The organism is Streptomyces caeni, assembly GCF_042678285.1.
Classification (GTDB): Bacteria; Actinomycetota; Actinomycetes; order Streptomycetales; family Streptomycetaceae; genus Streptomyces; species Streptomyces caeni.
The window spans coordinates 1-22140 of the sequence record NZ_JBHUDX010000019.1 but is presented as its reverse complement, the minus strand read 5'-3'; the positions used below and the strand labels follow the sequence as shown (position 1 = coordinate 22140).

20 protein-coding genes, 1 tRNA gene and 4 pseudogenes are annotated in these 22140 nt (G+C 68.9%); 14 read left to right on the top strand and 11 right to left on the bottom strand.

Features of this window, described 5'->3' with window-relative positions:
- Positions 1–452: 452 nt before the first annotated feature.
- Positions 453–1661: a PP2C family protein-serine/threonine phosphatase gene (locus ACFSL4_RS07455; RefSeq protein ID WP_381079951.1), complete on the bottom strand. Its 1209-nt coding sequence runs from the start codon at positions 1659–1661 to the stop codon at positions 453–455.
- Between the two features lie 375 nt (positions 1662–2036).
- Here ACFSL4_RS07455 and ACFSL4_RS07450 point away from each other — a divergent pair.
- A pseudogene (locus ACFSL4_RS07450) lies at positions 2037–2164 on the top strand (IS701 family transposase); the annotation flags it as partial.
- 54 nt (positions 2165–2218) lie between these two features.
- Here the strand turns inward: ACFSL4_RS07450 and ACFSL4_RS07445 are convergent.
- A pseudogene (locus ACFSL4_RS07445) lies at positions 2219–2407 on the bottom strand (helix-turn-helix domain-containing protein); the annotation flags it as partial.
- Between the two features lie 520 nt (positions 2408–2927).
- Between ACFSL4_RS07445 and ACFSL4_RS07440 the strand changes: the two are divergent.
- Positions 2928–4277 carry a COG1361 family protein gene (locus ACFSL4_RS07440; RefSeq protein WP_381079817.1) on the top strand — a complete coding sequence of 450 codons (1350 nt, stop codon included), beginning with the start codon at positions 2928–2930 and terminating at the stop codon, positions 4275–4277.
- 532 nt (positions 4278–4809) lie between these two features.
- Here the strand turns inward: ACFSL4_RS07440 and ACFSL4_RS07435 are convergent.
- Positions 4810–5166, bottom strand: a pseudogene (locus tag ACFSL4_RS07435) (flotillin family protein); the annotation flags it as partial.
- A gap of 560 nt (positions 5167–5726) precedes the next feature.
- Here ACFSL4_RS07435 and ACFSL4_RS07430 point away from each other — a divergent pair.
- Together ACFSL4_RS07430 and ACFSL4_RS07425 are read left to right on the top strand one after the other, a co-directional pair.
- Complete coding sequence (locus ACFSL4_RS07430) at positions 5727–6113, top strand: type II toxin-antitoxin system RelE/ParE family toxin (protein ID WP_381079949.1); 387 nt, start codon at positions 5727–5729, stop codon at positions 6111–6113.
- A complete protein-coding gene (locus tag ACFSL4_RS07425; RefSeq protein ID WP_324789936.1) occupies positions 6110–6448 on the top strand; it encodes an XRE family transcriptional regulator in 339 nt (112 codons plus the stop codon). Before ACFSL4_RS07430 ends, ACFSL4_RS07425 begins: the two co-directional genes overlap by 4 nt.
- Positions 6449–6509: 61 nt before the next feature.
- Here the strand turns inward: ACFSL4_RS07425 and ACFSL4_RS07420 are convergent.
- A tRNA-Gly gene (locus ACFSL4_RS07420) sits at positions 6510–6583 on the bottom strand.
- A gap of 503 nt (positions 6584–7086) precedes the next feature.
- Between ACFSL4_RS07420 and dcd the strand changes: the two genes are divergently transcribed.
- Both dcd and ACFSL4_RS07410 read left to right on the top strand, forming a co-directional pair.
- The gene (gene dcd / locus ACFSL4_RS07415; protein ID WP_381079814.1) at positions 7087–7662 is read left to right on the top strand and encodes a dCTP deaminase; all 576 of its coding nucleotides are present in this window, start codon (positions 7087–7089) and stop codon (positions 7660–7662) included.
- Between the two features lie 7 nt (positions 7663–7669).
- On the top strand, positions 7670–8167 hold the full coding sequence (locus ACFSL4_RS07410; protein WP_381079812.1) for a phosphoribosyltransferase: 498 nt from the start codon (positions 7670–7672) through the stop codon (positions 8165–8167).
- 67 nt (positions 8168–8234) lie between these two features.
- On the opposite strand, the gene ACFSL4_RS07405 is transcribed toward ACFSL4_RS07410, so the two are convergent.
- Positions 8235–9128 carry a Yip1 family protein gene (locus ACFSL4_RS07405; protein WP_381079810.1) on the bottom strand — a complete coding sequence of 298 codons (894 nt, stop codon included), beginning with the start codon at positions 9126–9128 and terminating at the stop codon, positions 8235–8237.
- A 212-nt stretch (positions 9129–9340) separates the two neighbouring features.
- Positions 9341–9931 (bottom strand): annotated as a pseudogene (locus tag ACFSL4_RS07400) (sugar transferase); the annotation flags it as partial.
- Positions 9932–10182: 251 nt separating this feature from the next.
- Between ACFSL4_RS07400 and ACFSL4_RS07395 the strand changes: the two are divergent.
- The 7 genes from ACFSL4_RS07395 (at position 10183) to ACFSL4_RS07365 (ending at position 16926) form a co-directional block, all read left to right on the top strand.
- Positions 10183–11181 carry a UDP-glucuronic acid decarboxylase family protein gene (locus ACFSL4_RS07395; RefSeq protein ID WP_381079808.1) on the top strand — a complete coding sequence of 333 codons (999 nt, stop codon included), beginning with the start codon at positions 10183–10185 and terminating at the stop codon, positions 11179–11181.
- 59 nt (positions 11182–11240) lie between these two features.
- Positions 11241–12059 (top strand): WecB/TagA/CpsF family glycosyltransferase, encoded by an 819-nt coding sequence (locus ACFSL4_RS07390; protein WP_381079806.1) that lies wholly within the window; start codon positions 11241–11243, stop codon positions 12057–12059.
- 83 nt (positions 12060–12142) lie between these two features.
- Complete coding sequence (locus ACFSL4_RS07385; protein ID WP_381079804.1) at positions 12143–12955, top strand: class I SAM-dependent methyltransferase; 813 nt, start codon at positions 12143–12145, stop codon at positions 12953–12955.
- A gap of 103 nt (positions 12956–13058) precedes the next feature.
- Positions 13059–13733, top strand: a complete 675-nt coding sequence (locus ACFSL4_RS07380) for an FkbM family methyltransferase (protein ID WP_381079802.1) — start codon at positions 13059–13061, stop codon at positions 13731–13733.
- A 180-nt stretch (positions 13734–13913) separates the two neighbouring features.
- Positions 13914–14654 carry an FkbM family methyltransferase gene (locus ACFSL4_RS07375; protein ID WP_381079800.1) on the top strand — a complete coding sequence of 247 codons (741 nt, stop codon included), beginning with the start codon at positions 13914–13916 and terminating at the stop codon, positions 14652–14654.
- On the top strand, positions 14651–15805 hold the full coding sequence (locus tag ACFSL4_RS07370; RefSeq protein WP_381079798.1) for a glycosyltransferase family 4 protein: 1155 nt from the start codon (positions 14651–14653) through the stop codon (positions 15803–15805). The genes ACFSL4_RS07375 and ACFSL4_RS07370 overlap by 4 nt, the downstream gene beginning before the upstream one ends.
- Complete coding sequence (locus ACFSL4_RS07365) at positions 15802–16926, top strand: glycosyltransferase family 4 protein (RefSeq protein ID WP_381079796.1); 1125 nt, start codon at positions 15802–15804, stop codon at positions 16924–16926. The genes ACFSL4_RS07370 and ACFSL4_RS07365 overlap by 4 nt, the downstream gene beginning before the upstream one ends.
- Before the next feature lie 68 nt (positions 16927–16994).
- Here the strand turns inward: ACFSL4_RS07365 and ACFSL4_RS07360 are convergent, their stop codons facing one another.
- The 5 genes from ACFSL4_RS07360 to ACFSL4_RS07340 all read right to left on the bottom strand — a co-directional run bounded on the left by ACFSL4_RS07360 (position 16995) and on the right by ACFSL4_RS07340 (position 21673).
- On the bottom strand, positions 16995–18035 hold the full coding sequence (locus ACFSL4_RS07360) for a glycosyltransferase family protein (protein WP_381079794.1): 1041 nt from the start codon (positions 18033–18035) through the stop codon (positions 16995–16997).
- Positions 18036–18343: 308 nt separating this feature from the next.
- A complete protein-coding gene (locus ACFSL4_RS07355; RefSeq protein WP_381079792.1) occupies positions 18344–19402 on the bottom strand; it encodes a Gfo/Idh/MocA family protein in 1059 nt (352 codons plus the stop codon).
- On the bottom strand, positions 19399–20505 hold the full coding sequence (locus tag ACFSL4_RS07350) for a DegT/DnrJ/EryC1/StrS family aminotransferase (protein ID WP_381079790.1): 1107 nt from the start codon (positions 20503–20505) through the stop codon (positions 19399–19401). The genes ACFSL4_RS07355 and ACFSL4_RS07350 overlap by 4 nt, the downstream gene beginning before the upstream one ends.
- Positions 20502–20699, bottom strand: coding sequence for a hypothetical protein (locus tag ACFSL4_RS07345; RefSeq protein ID WP_381079788.1), 198 nt, complete (start codon positions 20697–20699; stop codon positions 20502–20504). Before ACFSL4_RS07345 ends, ACFSL4_RS07350 begins: the two co-directional genes overlap by 4 nt.
- Positions 20699–21673 carry a glycosyltransferase family 2 protein gene (locus tag ACFSL4_RS07340; RefSeq protein ID WP_381079786.1) on the bottom strand — a complete coding sequence of 325 codons (975 nt, stop codon included), beginning with the start codon at positions 21671–21673 and terminating at the stop codon, positions 20699–20701. The genes ACFSL4_RS07345 and ACFSL4_RS07340 overlap by 1 nt, the downstream gene beginning before the upstream one ends.
- A gap of 269 nt (positions 21674–21942) precedes the next feature.
- On the opposite strand from ACFSL4_RS07340, the gene ACFSL4_RS07335 reads away from it, so the two are divergent.
- A partial coding sequence (locus ACFSL4_RS07335) for a GDP-mannose 4,6-dehydratase (RefSeq protein WP_381079784.1) occupies positions 21943–22140 on the top strand: 198 nt, incomplete at its 3' end.

The following is a 22140-nucleotide window of genomic DNA, read 5'->3' as shown; positions in this document are numbered from 1 at the left end:
ATGTCCGGCCGTTGAGCGGTTACCTCGGGCCCGTAGCGCGCGGTGGGGTTTGTGATGAGCGACGCGCAAGCGGGCCTCGGCGGGTATGCCAGGGGGCCGGTGGACTGGCGGGCGGTGCGCAGCGGGCCTCGGCAGAGGGCGTTGAGGGCAGGCCGGGTGTTCCCCGACGGGCCAGGGTCGGGGTGATGCGGGTGTGAGGGGCGACAGGTCGGCCTGCGGTACGGACACTCGCCTGCTGGACGCCGGGCGGGGCGCCGGCTTCGGTGAGGGGCGCGTCGCTGAGCGCGGGGTCTCGCAGCGCGGTCCTTCCAAGCGGCTCGAACTCCCGCCGGCCGCAACCGTGCCCGGCCCCCGCCGTGCGGAGGCCGACGCGGCCCGGACGGCGGGCCGGGGCATCCCGGCGGTCGAGAGCTCCTCACCGGCGCCTGACACCTTCCAGGAGAGTTCCTTGGTCACGGTTGCGCCTTCGCGCGGGCGGCTGAGGCTTGCCCGGTGTCCGCGCCGTAGCTGGCGTGTCGCCGAGTCTCCTGGGGGCCATGCCAGTCCAGGCATATCACGGTGGCATCGTCCTTCAGCCGGCCGCCGACGGCGTCCAGGACCGCGGACGTCAGCGTCAGCGCGGTCTCCCGCGGGTGCAGGTGCCGGGTGCGCTCCAGCAGAGCGGGCAGGTCGATCTTCTCCGCACGACGTTCGAGCATGCCGTCGGTGAGCATGAGCAGACGGTCACCGGGGCGCATCTCGATGTCCTGAACGCGGTAGGGGTGGGGCGCGGGCACCGGCAGCCCGAAGGGATGGTCCACCTCGCACACGATCTCCTCCACGGCCCCCTCACGCATCCGCAGCGGCCAGGGGTGGCCTGCGTTGATGAGCTGGGCCCGCCCGGTGTGGAGGTTGATGCGCAGCAGTTGCCCGGTGGCGTGGCCGCGGCCGTGGTCGGCCAGGGCCTGATCGGCCCGGTGGGCCTGCTCGGCCAGGCCGGCTCCCGCACGGCGGGCCCCGCGTAGAGCGCCGACCAGGACCGTGGCGGCCAGGGCGGCATCGATGTGGTGGCCCATGGTGTCGGTCACCGACAGATGCAGGGTGTCGCGGTCCAGGGCGAAGTCGAAGGTGTCGCCGCTGAGGTCTTCGGAGGGCTCCAGGTTCCCGGACAGTGCGAACTGTGCGGCCTCGCACGACAGCGACTGGGGCAGTAGCTGGTACTGGATCTCTGCTGCCAGGCTGGGGGGCCTGGAGCGTTTGCCCCAGGTGTAGAGATCGGTGAACCGCCCGTTGGCGATCACGATGTAGGCCAGGGCGTGGGCGGCTTCCCCGACCGCGTCGAGGACATCTTCGCCGGGGGCGACCGGCAGGAGCAGTTCCAGCAGCCCGATGGCGTCACCCCGGTTGGTGACCGGGAGGATCAGCCGCTGTCCCTGACCGGTGGCCTCCTGATACGGCCGCTGGGTACGGATCACCTGCTCGTAGACGCTGCCGAACAGGTCGATCCGCTCGGCTTCCCGCCCGCCCTCCACGGCGCCGACGGTGGACAGCCGCGCCACCGCCTTCCCCGTCAGATCCACGATGAGGAAAGAGACCTTCGTAGCCTGGAAACGCCGCCGCAGGTCCTCCTCGACCACGTCGACGGCCTGCGCCGGGGACGCCGTCTCCGCTGCCGCCAGCAGCCGGGGAAGCTCACCGTGCCCACTGCTCACGACGCCGCTCGCCTCCTCCAGCCCCTCATACCAGCTTGGGAACCGCCAGGTGAGAATCAAGCTGTGATCAGTCACGGTGAGTGAAGGCGGTTACGTTATGAGTTCGCAGAAATGAGCAGGTCTGACAGGCCGCGGACCCCCGCCGGACCCTGTCCGGTTCGCCCTTGGACTTCGTTCTCACAACCTCTCGCAAACAACTTTCGCACAATGCCCCCTGCGATGGTTTCTGAGACATGTCAGAGCTCGCCGCTCCGGCCACCGCCGTCGAACAGTTCGACTGCCGCACTTGTTCCGTCCCCCGCCGGAAGCACCAGCCGCACCCACGGCGGCAAAGTCGCCCCGAAGCTGGCGGACCTGCCGCGCAGGAACTGCTGGAGCATCGCCGAGTGGGCCGGAGAGCCCGGTCCGGACGGCATCAGCACCTGCTCGGCCGGGCCAAGCGGGATGCCGACCGGGTAGGCGATGACGTGCGCGAAGGTGAGCTCGTCGGCGGCTTCGCGGTGACGCTGGTCGTCCTTGCGCTTGTACTCCAGGAGCGAGGACGCGGTGATCCGCCGGTGTGTGCCGACGGTTCGGTACTCGATTTCTCCGACCTCGAGCAGCCCGATCAGGAATGGCCGCGACACGTTGAGCATGTCCGCTGCCTGCTGTGTGGTGAGCTCGGCGTCGGACGGGACGATCGAGACGGCGCGGCCGGCCCCCAGGTGGGCCAGCATGCCGACGAACAGTTCCACGGCCTCGCGGGGTAGCGCGAGGGGCTCGCGCTTTCCGTCCTCGACCGTCACGGTGATCTCTGCGAGGTCTTGGTGTGCCGCCAGGTAGTTGTTGACCTGTGCGAGCGCGTGGGCTGCGGCCGCGGCCCTCTCCGGTGGCGGCTTCACGGGCCGGATGTCTGTCTTGGTCATGGTGCGCCCCTGTCGGTGCGGGAGGCGGGCGTCGAGCCTGCGGTACTCCGAACACCCGGCCCTCTTCGTCAACGGAACGGCACGCGACGGCGCCTGGGCGCTCTCTGTGGTTTTGACCTGCGCGGATACCACTTCGATGAGCGATCGCGAGGGCAGGGTTGCACCGCTGTTGACCGTGGATGTCCGCCCCACACCCGAGTGATCAAGAAAACGGTAAGAGTCATGCGCCATGCGCCCTCCGCTACAACTTTCCCTCTCGGCAGGGCGTCCAACTCGTGCCCGGTGCCGGCTCGCTGTACCGGGGTCTCTTCTGTCCAATCTGGGGGATGTCATGAGTTCTGTCTCCGTCGGGCGTGTGCTGCGTCGCGGGGTCTGTGCCGGAGCCGTGGGGGCGCTGGTCGTCGCCGGTCTCGGGAATGGGGCCGCCTTCGCCGCCGACGTGGCGCAGAGCGATCAGCTGTGGATCCAGGCGCCGTACGAGCAGACGGTCACCGTCGCCCCCGACGGCGGTGCGGCGCAGTACCGGTCGCTGGCGCTCGGCCTGTACCACGACAACCAGAACTTCACCGTGACCGACGGGCGGCTGACCGTTGACGCCTCCGGGCTCGCCGGGGTCGCCGAGGTGGCCTGGCCCGGCAACTGCACGCCGAACGACGCGGGCACCGTCGCCGTGTGCGACACCGGGGACGTGCCGACCCGCTACAGCGCGCAGGTGCAGCTGAAGGTGCGGGCCGCCGCCGGCGCCTCCGTGGGAGCGCAGGGTGCGATCGAGTACTCCGCCGAGGCCACCGGCGGACCCGACGGCACGCTCGTCGCCCCGCAGGGCTCCGCGGAGACCTTCGTCACCGTCGGCTCCGGCCCGGACCTCGGCGTCAGCGCCCCGCAGGACGTCACCGGCGTCGAGACCGGCACCAGCCTCACCGTGCCGTTCTCCGTCACCAACACCGGCAACGAGACCGCCCACGGCTTCAGCGTGAAGATGTGGGCCACGTACGGCCTCGACGTCGTCACCCGCTACCCGCAGTGCACTTACACCGGCCCGGACGACAGTGGCCAGTACACGCCCATGACGTATGTGACTTGCTCCTTCGACACCGACGTCGCGCCCGGCGCGACCGTGGAGCTGCCGGAGCCGCTGCGGCTCGCCGTCACCGACCACGCGCTGTACGAGCGGTTCGACTACGAGGTCCAGCCCGGCGGCGGCGCCACCGACCTCGACGGCTCGGACAACAACCGCACCTGGCGTATCGACGCCGACAACACCGCCGACTTCGCCGTGCGTGGCACCGAGGTGAGCGGCGCGGCCGGCGACACCGTCACCGCCGGCTTCCGGTTCGTCAACCGCGGCCCGGCCTGGGTCGGCAACGTCAGCTCCGGCGACCCGGTCGCCGTGATCGACTACTACCTTCCGGAGGGCACCACCGCCGTGTCGGTGCCCGACACCTGCCGCAACGCCTGGACGTCCGGCGACGACCCGGCCATCGGCCACTACGCCTGCACCCTGCCGATGTGGGCCAAGCCGGACCTGAAGGTCGGCTTCCCGTTCCAGCTGCGCATCGACCGGGTCGTCGCCGACGCGACGGGCCGCGTCGTCGCCCGGCCCGACTACGGCACATCCTTCGCCTTCGACCCGAACAGCAGGAACAACTCGGCCAAGGTGGTCGTCAACCCGACCGCCTGACAGCGGTGAGCGGTGCGCAGGGAGACAAGGTTCGTGAGGTTCGTTTCCTGGAGGCGGTTGGCCGGGTCGGCCCCGGCCTCGCCGGCGGCGCACTGACTTCGCGGTGATGGGACACCGCCGGGCGCGGGCCTGGATCGCACGCACTGTGACGGTCGCGGACCACCGTGGGCAGCGTGAATTCCTACTCCGCAACCACCAGTTGTCGGAAGGTCGTGTTCACCCACGCACTCGGTACGAAGATGACGTCTCACAAGGCGCAGCTGAAGGTACTGTCCGGAAGCACGACCGGCCGCGCCACCGTGCATCGGGACGCCGTCATGGTCACCCGCTGACCAACCACGTCGGCGATCCGTGTTCGCCTCGTCCCGACGACGGCGGGGTGGCCGGCGACCGGCCCGGTCGTGGAAGCGCGCGGTGGCGGGAAGGGCGCCGTTGCATGAGCCCGGAGACGGGTTCAGCGGCGGCCGAACCGGTCGGGGCCGAGGCAGCCCGGAGAGGCTCCCGCAACGCGGGCGTGCTGTCATGGGCTCGCACGAGGCACCGACCGTCCCTGCCGCTCGGCGACCTTCTCCTGCTGGGTGAGGATCTCCTGCTGCCGGGCGGCCTCGGCGAGCGGACCCGCCGCGGCCGCACGGGCCGCGGCCTCGTCCGTCTCCGCCTTGATCTCCGCCTGCTTCAACGCGAACGTCCGCTGGGCGACCGCGATCTCCTCCTCGGCCTTCAGCCGTGCCTGCTCGGCCGCGCGCCGGGCCACGGCCTCGGCGATGTCCGCCTCCTGCTTGGCGCGAGCGGCCTCGGGCCGGCCGAGGTCCTCCGGGTAGGAGCCCTCGGTGGTGATGTCCTGGTGCTGGAAGGCGTCCAGCACCAGGCCCTGCCCGGACAGGCTGGGCCTTGGCCTCTGCGCCGTACTGCTGGCCAGGAGCGCGCAGCCGGCCGTTCACCACAGCACGGACTGATCAGGGGGTGGCCCCGCAACGCTCCGCAGGCGCTGAGCCTTTGGGCAGGTTCCATGACGTTCGGCGTCTCCGCGAACGGTCCTACCTGGTGGGCATGGCGCGCACCCCAGGTTACTGACCTGGGGTTTTATCATGGAGCGGGTGACGAGAATCGAACTCGCGCTCTCAGTTGGGAAGCTGCGATCATTTGGGGCCGGTACGGGCGCTGACCTGGTCAGACGGCTGGTGGACGGTCTCATCGGGCCTGGCCGCATTCACCGTGATTCCCCGCTGTTCCCCGCTCGATCTGGTGCGCTTGTGGTGCGGCGCGCTCCGGTCTCGTCGACACCGATCCCTGACCCCTCCGGGCGAACGCCGGGAGGGCGTTCCGCCTCGTGATCTACGCGGGCGGGCCACACCGCCGGCAGGTCCTGCCCGAGCTTGCCCAGCGTGCACCCCGAGCGTCGGCCCCCGCCAGGTCGACCACCACAGCGAGGTTAACTCTTGCATTAACATTGTGGCCGTGGCTCAATGGGAAGTGGTTCTCGTCGGGGAGGTCGCGGCGTGGTTCGAGGCACTGGCCGAAGAGGACTGGGACAGCTCTGAACAGGTAGAAGACGCTATCGACATGTTGGCGGCAACGGGCCCGACGCTCGGCCGTCCGCTGGTGGATCGGATCAAGGGTGCTGAGAACCATCACTTGAAAGAGTTGAGGCCGGGATCATCCGGGAGCAGTGAGATCCGCATCCTCTTCGCCTTCGATCCGGTGCGCCGGGCAGTACTGCTGGTGGCCGGCGACAAAGCCGGAAACTGGCAGCGCTGGTACGACATCAACATTCCGCTTGCTGAAGAGCGGTACCAGGCACATCTGGCTGATCTTGAAACCAGGGAGTACGAATGAGCACCGTGAGCTGGGAGGAGACCAAGCGCAAGGCGCGTGAGCGGCGTGCGGCCTCGGGGCTGCCGGTGCGGTCGCCTCAGGAGAAGCAAGCGGCCATGGACCGGTTGACCGCCGAAGTGCGTGCTCACAAGCTCGCGGAGGTCAGGCGTGAACAGGCGTTGACTCAGCGCCAAGTGGCCGCGTCAATGGGGGTCTCGGCACCTCGGGTCTCCGCCATCGAGCACGGTGAGCTGGATCGCGCGGAGGTCGCGACTCTCCGGGCCTACGTGGAAGCGCTCGGCGGTCGACTGCGCGTAGTCGCAGACTTCGGGGACGCGGAGTACACCGTCGCCTGAGGCGCGTGCCAAATCTCGCGTCAGCCAGCAAGGCCCAGGTCGCTGACCTGGGCCTTCTTCATGGAGCGGGTGACGAGAATCGAACTCGCGCTCTCAGCTTGGGAAGCTGATGTTCTACCATTAAACTACACCCGCGTAAGACATCCGCTCAGTCGATGTCCGAACGCTCGCTCACTCTACCTCATCGCGACCCCCCGGCGCTGAAGCCGCGGGGGTCGATGTCGTCTCGGTGGTCGGATGGGGCTGCGTCGGAACGGAGTTGGGGCGTACGGTGGGGGCGGGAAGCGGGGGTTGTGCGCGGTCGGAGTGCCGCCTGGAGGGCCGTCCCTTTCATCCCGTAATGTGGCTTTCGTCGTCCGTCACGCCAGTGAGACGAAGGCTCTTGGGGAAGGGACTCAGAGGACTTGATGGAGCGCACCGTCGTCCGTTGTGCCGAAGGGCACGTGTTCAGCACCGCTTCGTTCCCGATGCAGCAGGCCGAGCGCCTCGGCCCCGGCCGGCTCGTCCGGTGTCCCCGCTGCGCCCGGCTCCGCAATGTGGTGCCGGTGCCCTCGGGGAAGCAGTAGCGGCTCAGCGGTAGGGGCGTGCGGAGCCGCCGCGATTGTGGGGGCTCCGCACGCCTTGCGTATTCTCGGGGCGTGCTTCTCTCAGACAAGGACATCCGGGCCGAGATCGACAAGGGCCGGGTCGTGATCGACCCGTACGATCCCGCCATGGTGCAGCCCTCGAGCATCGACGTGCGGCTCGACCGCTACTTCCGGGTGTTCGAGAACCACAAGTATCCCCACATCGACCCCTCCATCGAGCAGGTCGACCTCACCCGGCTGGTCGAGCCGGACGGCGACGAGCCGTTCATCCTCCACCCCGGGGAGTTCGTCCTCGCCAGCACCTACGAGGTCATCACCCTCCCCGACGACCTGGCGTCGAGGCTTGAGGGGAAGAGTTCCCTGGGGCGGCTGGGGCTGGTCACCCACTCAACCGCCGGTTTCATCGACCCCGGCTTCTCCGGGCACGTCACCCTGGAGCTGTCCAACCTCGCCACCCTCCCGATCAAGCTGTGGCCGGGCATGAAGATCGGGCAGCTGTGCATGTTCCGCCTCACCTCGCCGGCCGAGTACCCGTACGGCAGTGAGCGGTACGGTTCCCGCTACCAGGGGCAGCGTGGACCCACGCCCTCCCGTTCCTTCCTCAACTTCCACCGGACGCAGGTGTGAGCGGGACATGACCGGTATACGGGAGAACCTGACCTACGAGGCATTCGGGCACGCGGTCCGCGAACTGGCCCAGGCCATTGCCGACGACGGGTACGAGCCCGACATCGTGCTCAGCATCGCGCGCGGCGGCGTCTTCGTGGCCGGCGGTCTCGCCTACGCCCTGGACTGCAAGAACATCCACCTGGTCAACGTCGAGTTCTACACGGGTGTGGGGACGACGCTCGACATGCCCGTCATGCTGGCTCCCGTCCCCAACGCGATCGACTTCACCGACAAGAAGGTCCTGATCGCCGACGATGTGGCCGACACGGGCAAGACCCTCAAGCTGGTGCACGACTTCTGCGTCGACACCGTGGCCGAGGTCCGCTCCGCGGTGATCTATGAGAAGTCCCACTCCCTCGTGAAGTGCGAGTACGTGTGGAAGAGGACCGATGAGTGGATCAACTTCCCGTGGAGCGTCGAGCCGCCGGTCGTGAGGCGGTCCGGGCAGGTGCTGGACGCCTGAGGCTCCTGTGACGGGATACGAAGGCCCCGGCGCACGCGGCGCCGGGGCCTTTCGCGTCAGGCTGCTGCTAGAACGTCCCCAGCTTGATGATCGACAGGATCGCGATCAGCTGGATCGCCGACGCGCCCAGCGCCCTCGGCCACGGCAGGTCGTGGGACTTGGAGACCATGAGAGTCAGCAGCGCGCCCGCCGCGACCCAGGTCAGCCAGCCGAGGAGCTGGACGAAGGACGCGTTGCCGCCGAAGAACATCGCGACGACCAGGCGCGGTGCGTCCGTGATGGACATGATCAGCATGGAGAGGCCGACCGTGGGCTGCCAGGCGCCGTCGCCGCCGAGCTGACGTGCCAGCGTGTGGGTGACCACGCCCAGGACGAAGGAGCTGAGCACCATCGCCACGGCCGTGATCAGGACGATCGGTACCGCGTTCGAGAGTGTGGCGTTGATCGCGTCCTGGCGTGCGCCGTCGAAACCGAAGACCGCCAGCAGGCCGTACAGGAAGGTCACGATCAGGGCCGGCGCCCACATCGTGTAGTCCCTCATCTGCAAGAACGTCTGGGTGGGAGACAGCACGATGCCCCGCAGCAGGTCCTTCCAGTGCAGGCGGGGGCCGATCGGCGGTGCTGCCGCCTGGCCGGCACGGTACGTCTCACCTGCGCTGTACGGGTCCTCGCCGACGGAGAACGCCTGGGTGTGGCCCGGATTGTTGGCGGTGTAGGGATTCGAGGCCCCCGGGTGGCCCGGGCCGCCGTCGCCGAAGTATTCCGGCTCGCCCTGCCCCTGCGGCGCCCCCCACTGCTGGCGCCCGCCGTGAGGATGCGCCCCGCCGTACTGCTGCGACGGTGGTGCAGAGGAATGGCCGTACGACGGGCCCTGCGGCGCCTGGCGTCCGTACGGAGGTTGCTGCGGTCGCGCTTGAGCAGCGCGGTTGTCTCGGCCGCGTCCGATCCTGAATCCAGCCACGCCTTCGAACGTACCTGGTCCCGGAGGGTGACGTGCCCGGGCCGGTGAACGGGCCGGGCTTTGCTGCCGAGCTGTGACATCCCCTCGCGGCCAACCGGTCGGTGAGCCGGGGACAGCCTGCAAGCCGGGCTGTGGTGCGTTCGCTGCTCGGGGGAGTCGGCCGAGGCGTTCGACGGCGTTTGTGAGTTGGCCGTCCGGTCGGCGTCGTGTGCTCAGTAGGCTCCCTCGCCGCGCAGCACTGCGGGCAGGGTACGGACGAGGATGGACAGGTCCAGCTTGAGGGACCAGGTCTCGACGTACTGCAGGTCCAAGCGCAGCGCATCCTCCCAGGCCAGGTCGGACCGTCCGCTGATCTGCCACAGCCCAGTGAGCCCCGGTCGCACCTTCAGGCGGTTGCCTGCTTCCCCGGTGAACGCCGAGTCCTCGGTCGGCAGCGGCCGGGGACCGACCAGGGACATCTGCCCCTTCAGCACATTGAACAACTGCGGCAGCTCGTCAAGGGAGTAGCGGCGCAGCCAGCGTCCGACTGAGGTCACCCGCGGGTCGTCGCGGATCTTGAAGAGGTGCCCGCCGGACTCGTTGCGATCCGCCATGGCCTCCCGCATCGACTCGGCTCCGACCCGCATCGTGCGCAGCTTGAGGACCTGAAACTCCTTGCCTCGCCAGCCGGTTCGCCGCTGCCGGAAGAGCAGTGGTCCCGGGGTGTCGAGCTTCACGGCGACGGCGGCGGCCAGGAGCAGTGGCCCCAGCAGCAGAAGCAGTACGGCGGCCCCCAGCAGGTCGATGGTGCGCTTGACCGTTCGGCCTGTCCACGGCGAACGCCGCCACGGGGCCGACTGGTGGCGGGCCGTCTCTACAGCAGATGCCGACATTAAGTACCTCTTTTGGACAGAACAGGTGAAATGGAGTTACCTGAGGGCATGTCAACGCACAAGCCGCCTCAATCGGCGCATAACTGAGGAATAGATAGAAACATGACACGGGCCTGAGCTTCGGAAATGACACTTCGACTTGCCACCGTCCGGCCCCGGGCGGCGTGGCCGAGAGGACCTGCATGCGTGCGGTAGTGACGGGCGGGGCCGGTTTCATCGGTTCTCACCTGTGTGAACGGCTGCTTCACGAGGGCCACGACGTGGTCTGTGTGGACAACTTCGCGACATCCAGCGTCGACAACGTCGGACATCTGAGCAGTGAGCGGCACTTCCGGCTGGAGCACCGGGACGTCACCCAGGGCCTGGAGGTGCCCGGCCCGGTGGACGCGGTGTTTCACCTGGCATCACCCGCCTCGCCCGCGGACTACCTGAGGCTGCCTCTGGAGACCCTTCGTGCGGGTTCGGCCGGTACCTGGCATGCCTTGGACCTGGCAGCTGCGAAGGGCGCCCGCTTTCTGCTGACCTCCACCTCCGAGTCGTACGGCGACCCGCTGGTCCACCCTCAGCCGGAGAGCTACTGGGGCAATGTCAATCCCGTCGGCCCCCGCTCGGTGTACGACGAGGCAAAACGCTTCGGTGAGGCACTGACCATGGCCTACCGCAGACACCGCGGTGTCGATGCCAAGATCGCGCGCATCTTCAACACCTTCGGCCCGCGGATGCGCACGGATGACGGGCGTGCCATTCCCACCTTCATCGGCCAGGCACTGCGCGGAGAGCCGATCACGGTCACCGGTGACGGCAGCCAGACGAGGTCGCTGTGTTACGTGGAGGACATGGTCGACGGGTTGCTGCGCATGCTGGCGAGCGATCACGGCGGCCCGGTCAACCTGGGCAACCCCCATGAGGTCTCCATGCTTGAGCTGGCCGAGTGGATCAGGAAACTGAGCAGGAAGAGTACGGAGATCACACTGATTCCGCGCCCCCAGGACGACCCGGAACGACGACGCCCGGACATCACCATGGCCCGCGAACTGCTGGGCTGGGAGCCCATGACTCCGGTGGAACACGGCTTGCGCGAGACCATCACCGACTTCCGGCTCCGCCTGGCCTCCGGTGACTTCACCGAGGGCAGGAACTGGGCAGCACGGTCACCGCTGACCGCCGCCGTTCGCTCATGACGCTCCCTGCGAGCACGGAACAAATGTCGGCTCCACACATGGTCCCCGTGGTCCGCTGCATGGGCGTGCCCATTGCCGCACACACGCGCGAGAGCGCCGCCCGCCACGTAGTACAGCTCGCCCAGCGGATCAGGGCGGCCCGCTGCGCCGACCAAAGGGGTTCAGCCGGCGTGCACCGCGCCGCCGATGCGGTTCCCCGCAGTGACGTGCACCTGTGCAACGCCTACACGCTCGCGCTCGCTGCCAGGGACCCGGAACTGCATCGCATCCTCCGCTCGGCGTCCCTCAACCTCCCGGACGGACAGCCCGTCGTCTGGGCCAACCGACTCCTTCACCGCGGCACGGTCCTGCCGAGTACGCGTGTCTACGGGCCGGACCTCTTGCTGGACGTCTTCGACCTCGGCCGTCAGACCGGGCTTCGCCACTATCTGCTGGGTTCCACCCCGCAGGTGCTGGACGCACTCCACAGCGCGTTGCGGCGGCGCTTCCCGAACGCCCTGATCACAGGTGCCTGCTCCCCACCGTTTCGTCCCCTGACCACGCAAGAAGAGCGGAAGCAGCGGGAAAGCATCCGCTCGGCCGAGGCCGACATCGTCTGGGTCGGACTCGGGACCCCCAAGCAGGACCGGTGGGCCGCCGAACTGTGCGGCGCACTGCCTGTCGTGGCTGTTGCCGTGGGCGCGGCCTTCGACTTCATCGCCGGCACCAAGCCGCAGGCACCCCGCTGGATGCGGCGAAGCGGGCTGGAGTGGACATTCCGCCTCGGCTGCGAGCCGCGCCGCTTGTGGCGGCGCTATCTGTTCGGTAACGCCCTCTTCGTGGGCGGGGTGGTACGGCAGGCGACAGGCACGGCACGGAAGAACGGCGGGAGAACGTGATCGGCGGCCGATCGCCTGAATTCGGGGTCGACTCGTCCGGCAGGGCGGGAGAGACGTCCGGCGGCATTCCTAGAGTGCGGGCCATGACGTCCACCCAGGCGAAGCCCTCGATGAGCGAATTGCAAGAGCGCGAGCACGGAACCGGACACGACTACGCCCAGGGCTCGCCACACATTCGACACCACACGATTCGCAATCGGCTGATCAACGACCTGCATGCCCTGGTGCAGGAGGTGATCGACCGGAACGGACGATGCCGGGTGCTCGAACTGGGAGCCGGCCACGGTACCTTCACCGATCATCTCCTGGCAGCAGGCGCGCAGGTCACGGTGACGGAGATGAGTGAACCGAGTGTCCGTTTCCTCCGAAGCCGCTTCCGCCGCAATCCGGGCGTGGAGGTGCTGCACGACCAGGACGGAAGCGCGGCCCGCCAGGCGCGCCCCGTCGACGCGGTCGTGTGCGTCTCGGTCCTGCACCACATCCCGGAGTACCTGGGCACGGTCAAGCAGCTCGTCGAGGGCATCGTTCCGGGAGGGGCGTTCTTCAGCGCCCAGGATCCCCTGTGGTATCCCCGCCGGTCACGGATGTCGACGAGTCTCGACCGCAGTGCGTACTTCCTGTGGCGGCTCGGCCAGGGCCAGCTGGGCAGGGGGTTGTCCACCCGCCTGCGCCGGATGCGTGGCGTCTTCGACGAAACCAACGAGGCCGACATGGTCGAGTACCACGTGGTCCGCGACGGCGTTGACGAGGAGGCACTGAGGGATGTGCTCGCACCGGCCTTCGAGGAGGTCGAGGTACAGCGTTACTGGTCGACGCAGTCGGGACTGCTTCAGGCCGTCGGAGAACGGCTCTGTCCACCGACGACCTTCAGCCTCGTCGCCAGAAGGCGCCGATGACGCACCTCGGGGCCCACGCGCCGGGGGAGCCGGGAAGTACCGCGTGAACCCCTGACACAAGCGGGCGTCCGCCCACCCGTTGACAGCACCGGAGGCGCAGCACATGCCCGTTACGCACCTGACCCGGCGTATCAAGTTGAAGACTGCGGAGACCGTGGTGCCGTGGGTGACCCGTATTCGCCCGGGTCATGGCCTGGAGCGGCTCGGCAGCGTCTACGGAGGCTGGTGGGTTCCCACCGATCTGATCACCGGGGACTCCCTTGTCTACGCGGCCGGTGTGGGCGAGGACATCAGCTTCGATCTCGCTCTCATCCGGCGCTTCGGATGTGAGGTGTGGGCCATGGACCCCACCCCCCGGTCGATCGCGTTCGCCGAAGGAGTCACGGAACCGCGGTGGCATTTCCTTCCCAACGGGTTGTGGAGGGAGAACGCCGTGGTGCATTTCCATCCACCGGTGGATCCCGCACATGTGTCCCACTCCGCAACCGAGGTCCGAGGCCGTGGTCCGGGATTCGACGCCCAGTGCCACACTTTGGCCACCTTTATGAAGATGGCGGGTCACCAGAGGGTCGACCTGTTGAAGATGGACATTGAGGGGGCCGAGGAACCGGTGCTCGACCGGATCCTGGCCGAGGGCCCCCTACCGCGCGTTCTCTGTATCGAATTCGACACTCCGCAAGGTCCCTGGTCCCTGCGTCGACGGCTGCGCCGACTCGAGAACGCGGGCTATGTGATCCGCCATGCGGAGGCACGCAACTACACCCTGACGCATGGGTGACGACGCGCACCGCCGCTTCCGTCCGGCCGGACGAGCACACCGCATTCTCAGCCGCACCCCGTGTCCGGGCGGAAACGCGACGCGTTGCCGACGCCGCTGCGGCGGTGCGGAGATGCGTCGGCCGGGACCGTGGGCGCGTCGCCGTTCTCTCTGGGCAGCAGACAAAGGAGCAGTACGACCGTGACCTTGATCCACCGTGTGCGCAGCGCCGTGCAACGGCTCGGCATCGACATCGCCCGTTATCCGGCGAGCTGGTCGGGCCCGCAACTGGTCCAACTGCTGCAGAAGTTCCACATCGATGTGGTCATCGACGTGGGTGGGCACTGCGGTGGTTACGCGACGATGCTGCGCCGCAGCGGCTACCAGGGCCGCATCGTCTCCTTCGAGCCGCTCGACGGGCCGCGCGCCGAACTCCGGCGCCGGGCCTCGTCCGACCCGTCCTGGACCGTGCTGCCGTACGCGCTGGGCGACCGCACCGGCACCACCGTGATGAACGTCGCGGGCAACTCGGGCGCGAGCAGTTCGGTCCTGCCCATGTTGGACCGGCACGAGCAGGCGGCACCGCACGCCGGGTACACCGGTCAGCAGACCGCCGAGATCCGTCGGCTCGATGAGCTGTGGGAGCAGATCGTCACTCCCGGTGAGCGTGTCTTCCTGAAGATGGACGTCCAGGGGTACGAGGGGCACGTGCTGCGCGGCGCCGGGACGCGCACGGCGGAGTGCGCGGGCATCCAGACCGAGACGTCCTTCGTCCCGTTGTACGAGGGCGGGCTGCTCTTCAACGAGGCGCTGAGCCTCGCCCAGGCGCAGTTCGGTCTCACCCTGATGTCTGTCATCCCAGGCTTCACCGACCCGAAGTCCGGCCAGATGCTCCAGTGCGATGTGGTGCTCTTCCGCGAGCGAGAGGCCGTGCCCGCATGAGGCCGCTGCGGATCGCGCTCGTCCACAGCTTCTACAGCGCACCCGGCGGCGAGAACGAGGCCCCCCTCGACCATGCGGCGGCACTGCGCAGGGCGGGGCACGAGGTGCGGATGGTCGATGTGCACACGGACGAGCTGCGGCGCAGCCCCTTGTACTCGATGCGCTGCGCGGTCACCGTGGCCAGTGGGCGCGGCCGTTCGCCGGTGCCGGAACTGCACGCCTTCGCCCCGGACGTCGTGCACGTCCACAACCTCTTCCCCAACTTCGGCCGGGCCTGGGCGGCCGACTGGCCCGGCCCGCTGGTGACGACCCTGCACAACTTCCGCCCGCTGTGCGCGGCGGCGACGCTCTACCGTGACGGTGCGGTCTGCACCCGCTGCCCGGACGGTGACCGCTGGGCCGGGCTGCGCTCGGGCTGCTACCGCGGCTCCCGGGTCGCCACACTGCCGCTGGCCTGGGCGGGGCGTCATGGCCCCGGTGCCGACCCGCTGCTGCGTCGCGCGGACCGGGTCGTGGTCCTCTCCGAGCTCAGCCGCACCACCTATGCCGCTGCCGGGGTTGACGAGCGGCGCATGGCGCTCATCCCCAACTTCGTGCCCCCTGTGGACGGCGGCCCGCCCGCCGAACCGGGAGAACGATGGGTGTACGTGGGCAAGCTCACCGTGGAGAAGGGCATCCGCGAACTGCTCAGACACTGGCCGGCCGACGAACCGCTGGACGTCATCGGAAGCGGCCCGCTGGAGGACGCCTGCCGCGCCGTCGCACCTCGCTCGGTGGTCTTCCACGGGGTGCTCGGCCGCGCCGAGTTGCGCAAGAGGCTGCCGGGCTACCGCGGTCTTGTCTTCCCCAGCCGCTGGTACGAGGGCATGCCACTGGTCTACATCGAGGCGCTCGCCGCCGGCCTGCCGGTGCTCGCGTTCGAGGGGTCCGCCGCGCATGTCGCCGTGCGGGCCGAGGGCACCGGAGCCGTCACCTGCTGGGACGATCCGCTGCCCCGGGTGCTGCGTGAGGCGGGCAGCCGCTTCCCGGCCCTGCGTGCCCACTGCCGGCGGGTGTACGAGGAGGCGTACAGCGAGGAAGTCTGGACCAGCCGTATGGTCCGGCTCTACGCAGAACTCTGCGGTACGTCGACGGAAATGGAGCCGGCGTGAGCGGTGCGCGCATCGGGATCGTCCAGCCCTATCTGGCCCCCTACCGGCTTCCCTTCTTTGCCCGGCTCGCTGACGAACTGGCGGCCCGAAACATCGAGTTGACCGTAGCCCATGGCAGGCCGATCGGCATGGCGGCGGCGCGCGGTGACAGTGTGGCGCTGCCCGGGGCCATCGAGTTGCCCCAGCGGAACTGGCGGCTCGGCAGCCGTCGGATCATCTGGCGCCCGCTCCGCGCACTGGCGCGCTCCTGCGATGCGCTGGTGCTGACCCAGGCTTTGCACCAGCTCGACGCCTATCCGCTGCTCGCCCGAAGCCGCCGCAGCACGCCCATCGCGCTGTGGGGGCACGGGCGGACCTACGCCGGGCGGCACGGTGCGGCCGAGCAGTGGGCGAAGGCCGCGCTGACGCGCAGGGCTGACTGGTTCTTCGCCTACACCGACGCCGGGCGTGAGTACGCGGTGCGGGCCGGGGTGCCGCCGCAGCGGGTGACGGTGGTGCGCAACGCCGTGGACAGCCGGGCGCTGGCCGCGGTCCGGGACGCGGTCACGGAGTCCGAAGTGGCGGGTGTATGCCAGCGGTACGGGCTGACTCGTGGTGCGACCGGGCTCTACATCGGCGGACTCGACCGGAACAAGCGGATTCCGTTCCTGCTGGACGCGGCCGAGGAGATCGCCCGCCGTGTCCCCGGATTCCGGCTGCTGGTCGCGGGTGACGGCGCACAGCGCGGTCTGGTGGCGGCCGCGGGTGGCCCGGTCGTCCCTGTCGGGCCCGTGCAGGGCAGGGACAAAGCGCTGCTCGGCGCCGCCGCCGACGTGATGCTCGTGCCGGGGACCGTCGGATTGTGCGCGGTGGACTCCTTCGCTCTCAGGACCCCGCTGGTGACGTGTGTCTGGCCCTACCACAGCCCGGAGTTCGAGTATCTGGAGGACGGGCGCAACGCTCTCGTGGTCGACGGCGACGTGGACACCTACGCGGTGGCTGTCGCCGAACTGCTCACCGGGCCCGCACGTCTCGCCGAGCTGCGGGTCGCCTGCCGGGCGGACGCCGAGCGCTACACGGTCGAGGAAATGGCCGGTCGGTTCGCCGGCGGAGTGGAGCGCATGATCCGTACCGGCAGGTGAACGCCGCCGGCGCCGCGGGACCGCTGGGGCCGACCGCCCGTAGTTCCGATCATCCGGGTATGCCGCGGTCAGGACGATGCATCGGCGTCCATTGCGGCGAAGTGTGCCCAGGGGTCGGCAGGCGGGGCAGGCAGCGGCAGATGCTTGGCGAGCATGTACTGCAGGGCCTCGGTGTCGGTGAGACGTGCGCGGGTCCACCGCGTCATCTGCCGTGCCTGGGCGAGCAGGTCGGCAGGGTCCGAGTCCAGCAGGTCGCGGATCCGCCCGGCGGCGTCGCGCGGGGTGTCCATCAGGTGCAGACCGAGGTCGGGGCCCGGCAGCCAGGTGAGCCCCGGCTGACGGGAAGTGACGTGCACCCGGCCCGCACACATGGCGATCGGCAGCCGGTTGGAGAAGCAGCCCGTGAGGTGTCGGTAGCGGTTCCACCCCACGGTGATCAGCGACCGTTTCATGGCGGTGAGCTGCTCGTCGAACGGCACGGGTCCACGCGCGAAGGACCCGCGCCACCCCTTGCCGTAGACCGCCAGCCGGACTGCCGGAATCCTGCGCAGTTCCTCGACCAGCTCGGTCCGTTCGCGATCGTCGGGAAGCAACTCGATCCCGAGGTAGGTTCGCCGCCTGCCGATGACGGCCACCCCGTCGGCGGGGGGCTCGGAATCGGGCGAGTCGGACAGCAGGGGGAGCGGGACGACATTCGGCACGTACCGCACCGGCCTACGACAGGCGCGCCGCAGCATTGTGGCCTGCCGCCCCGCCGCGACGGTGAAGACCACCTCCGCGCACCGCATCCACGCGAGGTTCCGCTCCCGCAGCGGCTTGGTGAGTCCGCCCCACGCATCCCCCTCCCACACCACCACCGGCGGATCCCCGACGACACGCAGCCATCTGCGGACCTGCCGCTGGGTCCATCGGCAGGGCTGGGGTGACTGGACGAAGACCAGGTCCGGCCGGGAGACGGGCAACCGATCTCCGGCACCGGGGACGACGCACATGTAGCGGACCAGACCCGCATCGGCGAGTTCGGTGAAGGCACGGGCGAAACCGGTGTGCGGTCCGAACGGCCGCGGCTCGTTGTTGATCTGCAGCACGAGGGGTGGGGTGGTCGTCATCGGGGACTGCCTTCCGTGGTGACCGGTCGACGGACAGCGGGGCGTCACCCCGCGCTCTCCCCGCGACGGTGGGAAGATCCCTGCCCATGCTGTGGGGCATCGGGCGCGGGCGCGTTCGGCTCCGTGGTGAGAACGTCCGGTGGGCGCGCGTGCGGTGGGTCGGTCTCCGCGCGCATCTGCGCTTCGGAGCGGGGCGGATGCCGTACGTGGCGACAGGCCCGTCGGCAGCCGACGCGGGCGGCCCGATGAGACGCCCCGCGGAGTTCTCTCCGCGACGAGGACCCCGCGGAGAGAACTCCGCGGGGCGGTCACACACGCAGTCGGACGTCCTCCGACGCCGGGCTCGGGAATCGGAGAATCCCGGGGTCCACCGTGGTGCCGGTCTTCGCGGACTCCAGCAACGCCTCGACGAGCACAACGGTCTTCAGCCCTTCTCGGAGCCCGACGATGTCCGTGCCGTGGCCCAGCAGCGCGTCACGAAACGCCTGGTGCTCGACCGCGAGGGGCTCTTCCTTGATCGCGGCATAGCGGATCACGTTTCCTTCCGACACCCCCCGGAAGGTGTTCAGTGCTTCCCACTTGTTGTGCCCGGAGCCGTTGGCGTAGTAGGTGAGGTCGGCGGTCAAGGTGTCGGCCACGAAGCACCCCCGGTCGCCGGTCACCACGGTCACTCGTTCCTTCATGGGCGACAACCAGTTCACCAGGTGGTTGGCGATCGTTCCCTCCGACAGTTGACCGACGACGGCCACCAGATCCTCGTGGGGCCGGCCGCTCTTGTGGCTGCAGCGGGCGGAGATGGACACGTACTCCTCGCCGGTCATCCAAGCGGTCAGGTCCAGATCGTGAATGGCCAGGTCCATCGCCACTCCGACATCGGAGATGCGGCTGGGGAAGGGCCCCTGCCGACGGGTGACCACCTGGTAGAGCGAGCCCAGTTCCTGATCCTGCAGTCGTTTGCGCAGGTTGCGCACGGCCGTGTTGTACCGCTCGATGTGCGCAACGGCCCCGACCAGTCCCCGTTGCTCAAAAGCATGTACCAGTTTGCTCGCTGCTTGAGAGCTGTGAGCGATCGGCTTCTCGATGAGGGCGTTGATCCCGGCGTCCGCCAGTTCCAACCCGATGTGTGCGTGGGTCGTGGTCGGAGACGCGACCACCGCGTAGTCGATGCCGAGATCGACGAGTTCGGCGACGGAGCCCGCCACGGGCACCCCCACCGCGGCACCGTGCGGGTCGCCGCACGGATCGACGACGCCCACCAGGTCGACACCCTGGAGCCTGCTCATTACCCGTGCGTGCTGCCGGCCCATCGCGCCGAGCCCGATCAGGCCGGCCCTGAGGGGGCGACCGCCGGCACCCATGCTCGTCATGCTGCCTCCCGGACCGTAGCCATGGCATCGCGCACTCCACTGATGATCCGTTCCAGATCACGCTCGGTCAGCGAAGGGTGAACAGGAAGCGACAGCACTTCGGCCGCTGCCTGATCCGTGTGCGCCAGGTCGGCCTCCCGCCGGAAGGAGGCCAGCCTGTGGATCGGTGTCGGGTAGTACACCCCCGTACCGATTCCTCTTCGCGTCAACTCCGCCCGCAACGCGTCGCGTTTGCCGTGTGCGACGCGCACCGTGTATTGGTGGTAGACGTGGTGTGCCCCATCTGCCTCACAGGGCAGTCGGATTCCCTCGACGCCGTCCAGACCCGCGTCAAGGGCCTTGGCACTGGCCCGACGCCGATCGTTCCGTTCACTCAGCCGTGAGAGCTGCTCACGGCCGACGGCCGCGGCGACGTCCGTCATGCGTACGTTGTGGCCCACGATTTCATTGCAGTACTGCTGTTCCATGCCCTGGTTGCGCAGCAGCCGGAGGGTTCGCGCGGTATCCGCGTCGGGAGTCGTCACCATGCCCCCCTCGAGGGAGTGCATGTTCTTCGTCGGATAGAAGCTGAATGCCGCGGCGTCGCCGAACGCTCCCACGGGTGTTCCATGGAGGGCGGCACCATGTGCCTGGGCCGCGTCCTCGACGACGGCCAGCCCGTGCCGCCGGGCAAGTGGCACGATGCTGTCCATGGCCGCGGGGTGACCGTACAGGTGCACCGGCATGATCGCTGCCGTTCGCTCGCCGACAGCCTGAGCCGCGGCCTGCGGGTCGAGGCAGAACGTCCTGGGGTCGATGTCCACGAAGACGGGGTCCGCTCCGGCGAGCCTCACCGCGTTCCCGGTGGCCGCGAAGGAGAACGAGGGCACGATCACCTCATCCCCTCGCCCGATGCCGAGGGCCGACAGCGCCAGGTGAAGTGCGGAGGTTCCCGAGTTCACCGCGACGCAGGGCCGACGGTGGACGAGGGCCGAGAACTCATGCTCGAAGGCGGCCACCTCGGCGCCCTGGACCACCTGACCACTGCGCAGCACCCGAACCACGGCGGCGATCTCCGCCTCGCCGATGACCGGTCTGGCGACGGGTACGAGGTCTTCCGTCATGGCGAGACTTCTTTCAGCAGGCCACAGCTCTCCATGAAGGTGAGGTCCCTGGTCCGGACACCCGCCCCGGCACGGGCGCCACGCCCGAGGGTGCACTCGGCGCCGACCCGGGCACCTTCCCGCACCTGAGCCAGGTGCCACACGACGGTGCCGGGACCGGGTACGGCCGTCTTGTCGACATCGGCACCGCTCATCACTTGGTTGTACATCGACTGCCTCGTTCTTCCGGGGTTCGCAAGCGCCCCGACACGTCCGGCCCGGTGGGCCGGGGCTCGGTGGCCGCTGCACAACGGGACACATGGCCCTGGGTACGCCCCGCCTCCCCGCTGCGCTGTGCAAGGGCCCGCGCCGCCGTCATCACATAGGGCGAGAACATCTGGATCGGGGCCCACGGCCAGGAGTGACGCAGGCAGTAGACCCACCATGAGCGGGGCGGCAGTTCGCGCGGTGAGGTGATGCGGCGCAACGCCTCGCGGACCCCGATGCCCGGCTCACGGGAGCCGGAGTGCGGTGGATTGTGGTCGCAACTGCCCACGTGGCGGGGAGTGACATAAGCGGCGACGCCGGCACGACGGGCTCGGAGTCCGTGGTCGTAGTCACCCATACCGTGCCGGAACGCCTTGTCCATGTCGCCGACCCGCTCGTGCGCGGCCCGGGACACGAGCACCACGTTTCCGTTGTACGTGTCGCACGGCTCGGGCCGCCCGGTGGGCTCGACCAGCGCCAGTGCGCGGCCGCGGCGTCCGGAGTATGTCGTGGTGGAGCGCTCCGTCATGCCTCGTACGGCGCCGACGACGATCTTGCCGAAGCCGACTGTATGCGCGGTGGCGAGCAGTACGGACAAGGCATCTTCGTCCAGCACCACATCGTCATTCAGCCAGAGCTGGTAGTTCCAGGCCGGCCCGTCGGCCCGGCAACTGCGGCGGCTTGCGATCCGCATACCGTGGCTCCAGTAGACAGCGGCGCTGACCGTGACGACCTCCACTGCCGGGAATGCCGCGCGGACCGCCTCCGGCGTGCCGTCGGTACTGCCCGCGTCGACCAGATGGGTGCGGACCACGGTGTCGTCGGGCAAACCGCGCTGCTCGGCGAGCGCGGCGAGGGCGGACAAGGTCGTCTCGCGGCGATTGTGACTTGTCATCAACACGGCGACGCGGGCTGGCGGCACGGGGAAACTCCTCGACTTGAGCCACCTCATCATTGCCGGACGGAGTGTGCCCACGTGATCAACCTCGCCGAGTGCTGAGCCGAAAGGCCTAACCCCGATCCGTCGGCGAAATGCGGTCTCTTGTCGGCGAGCACTCATCGCGAACCAGACACATCGTCACAATACGCTCGGTGCAACGGGTGATTCCCTACGCTGTCGCATGCCTGCGTCTCATCCGAAGCGGTTTTGGGGTGCGGTTCCCAACGTCGATCCAGCAGCATGGAGTGCGCGTGACCGTCAAGAAGGCGCTCATCACCGGCATCGCAGGTCAGGACGGCTCATATCTGGCCGAGTTGCTGCTGGGGAAGGGCTACGAGGTCCACGGCATCACCCGCCGGACTCCGAGCATCCGGACGGGGGCCACCGACGACCATGACCCGCAGCGGCGGTTGTTCCTGCACTATGGCGACTTGACCGACGGCACCCGG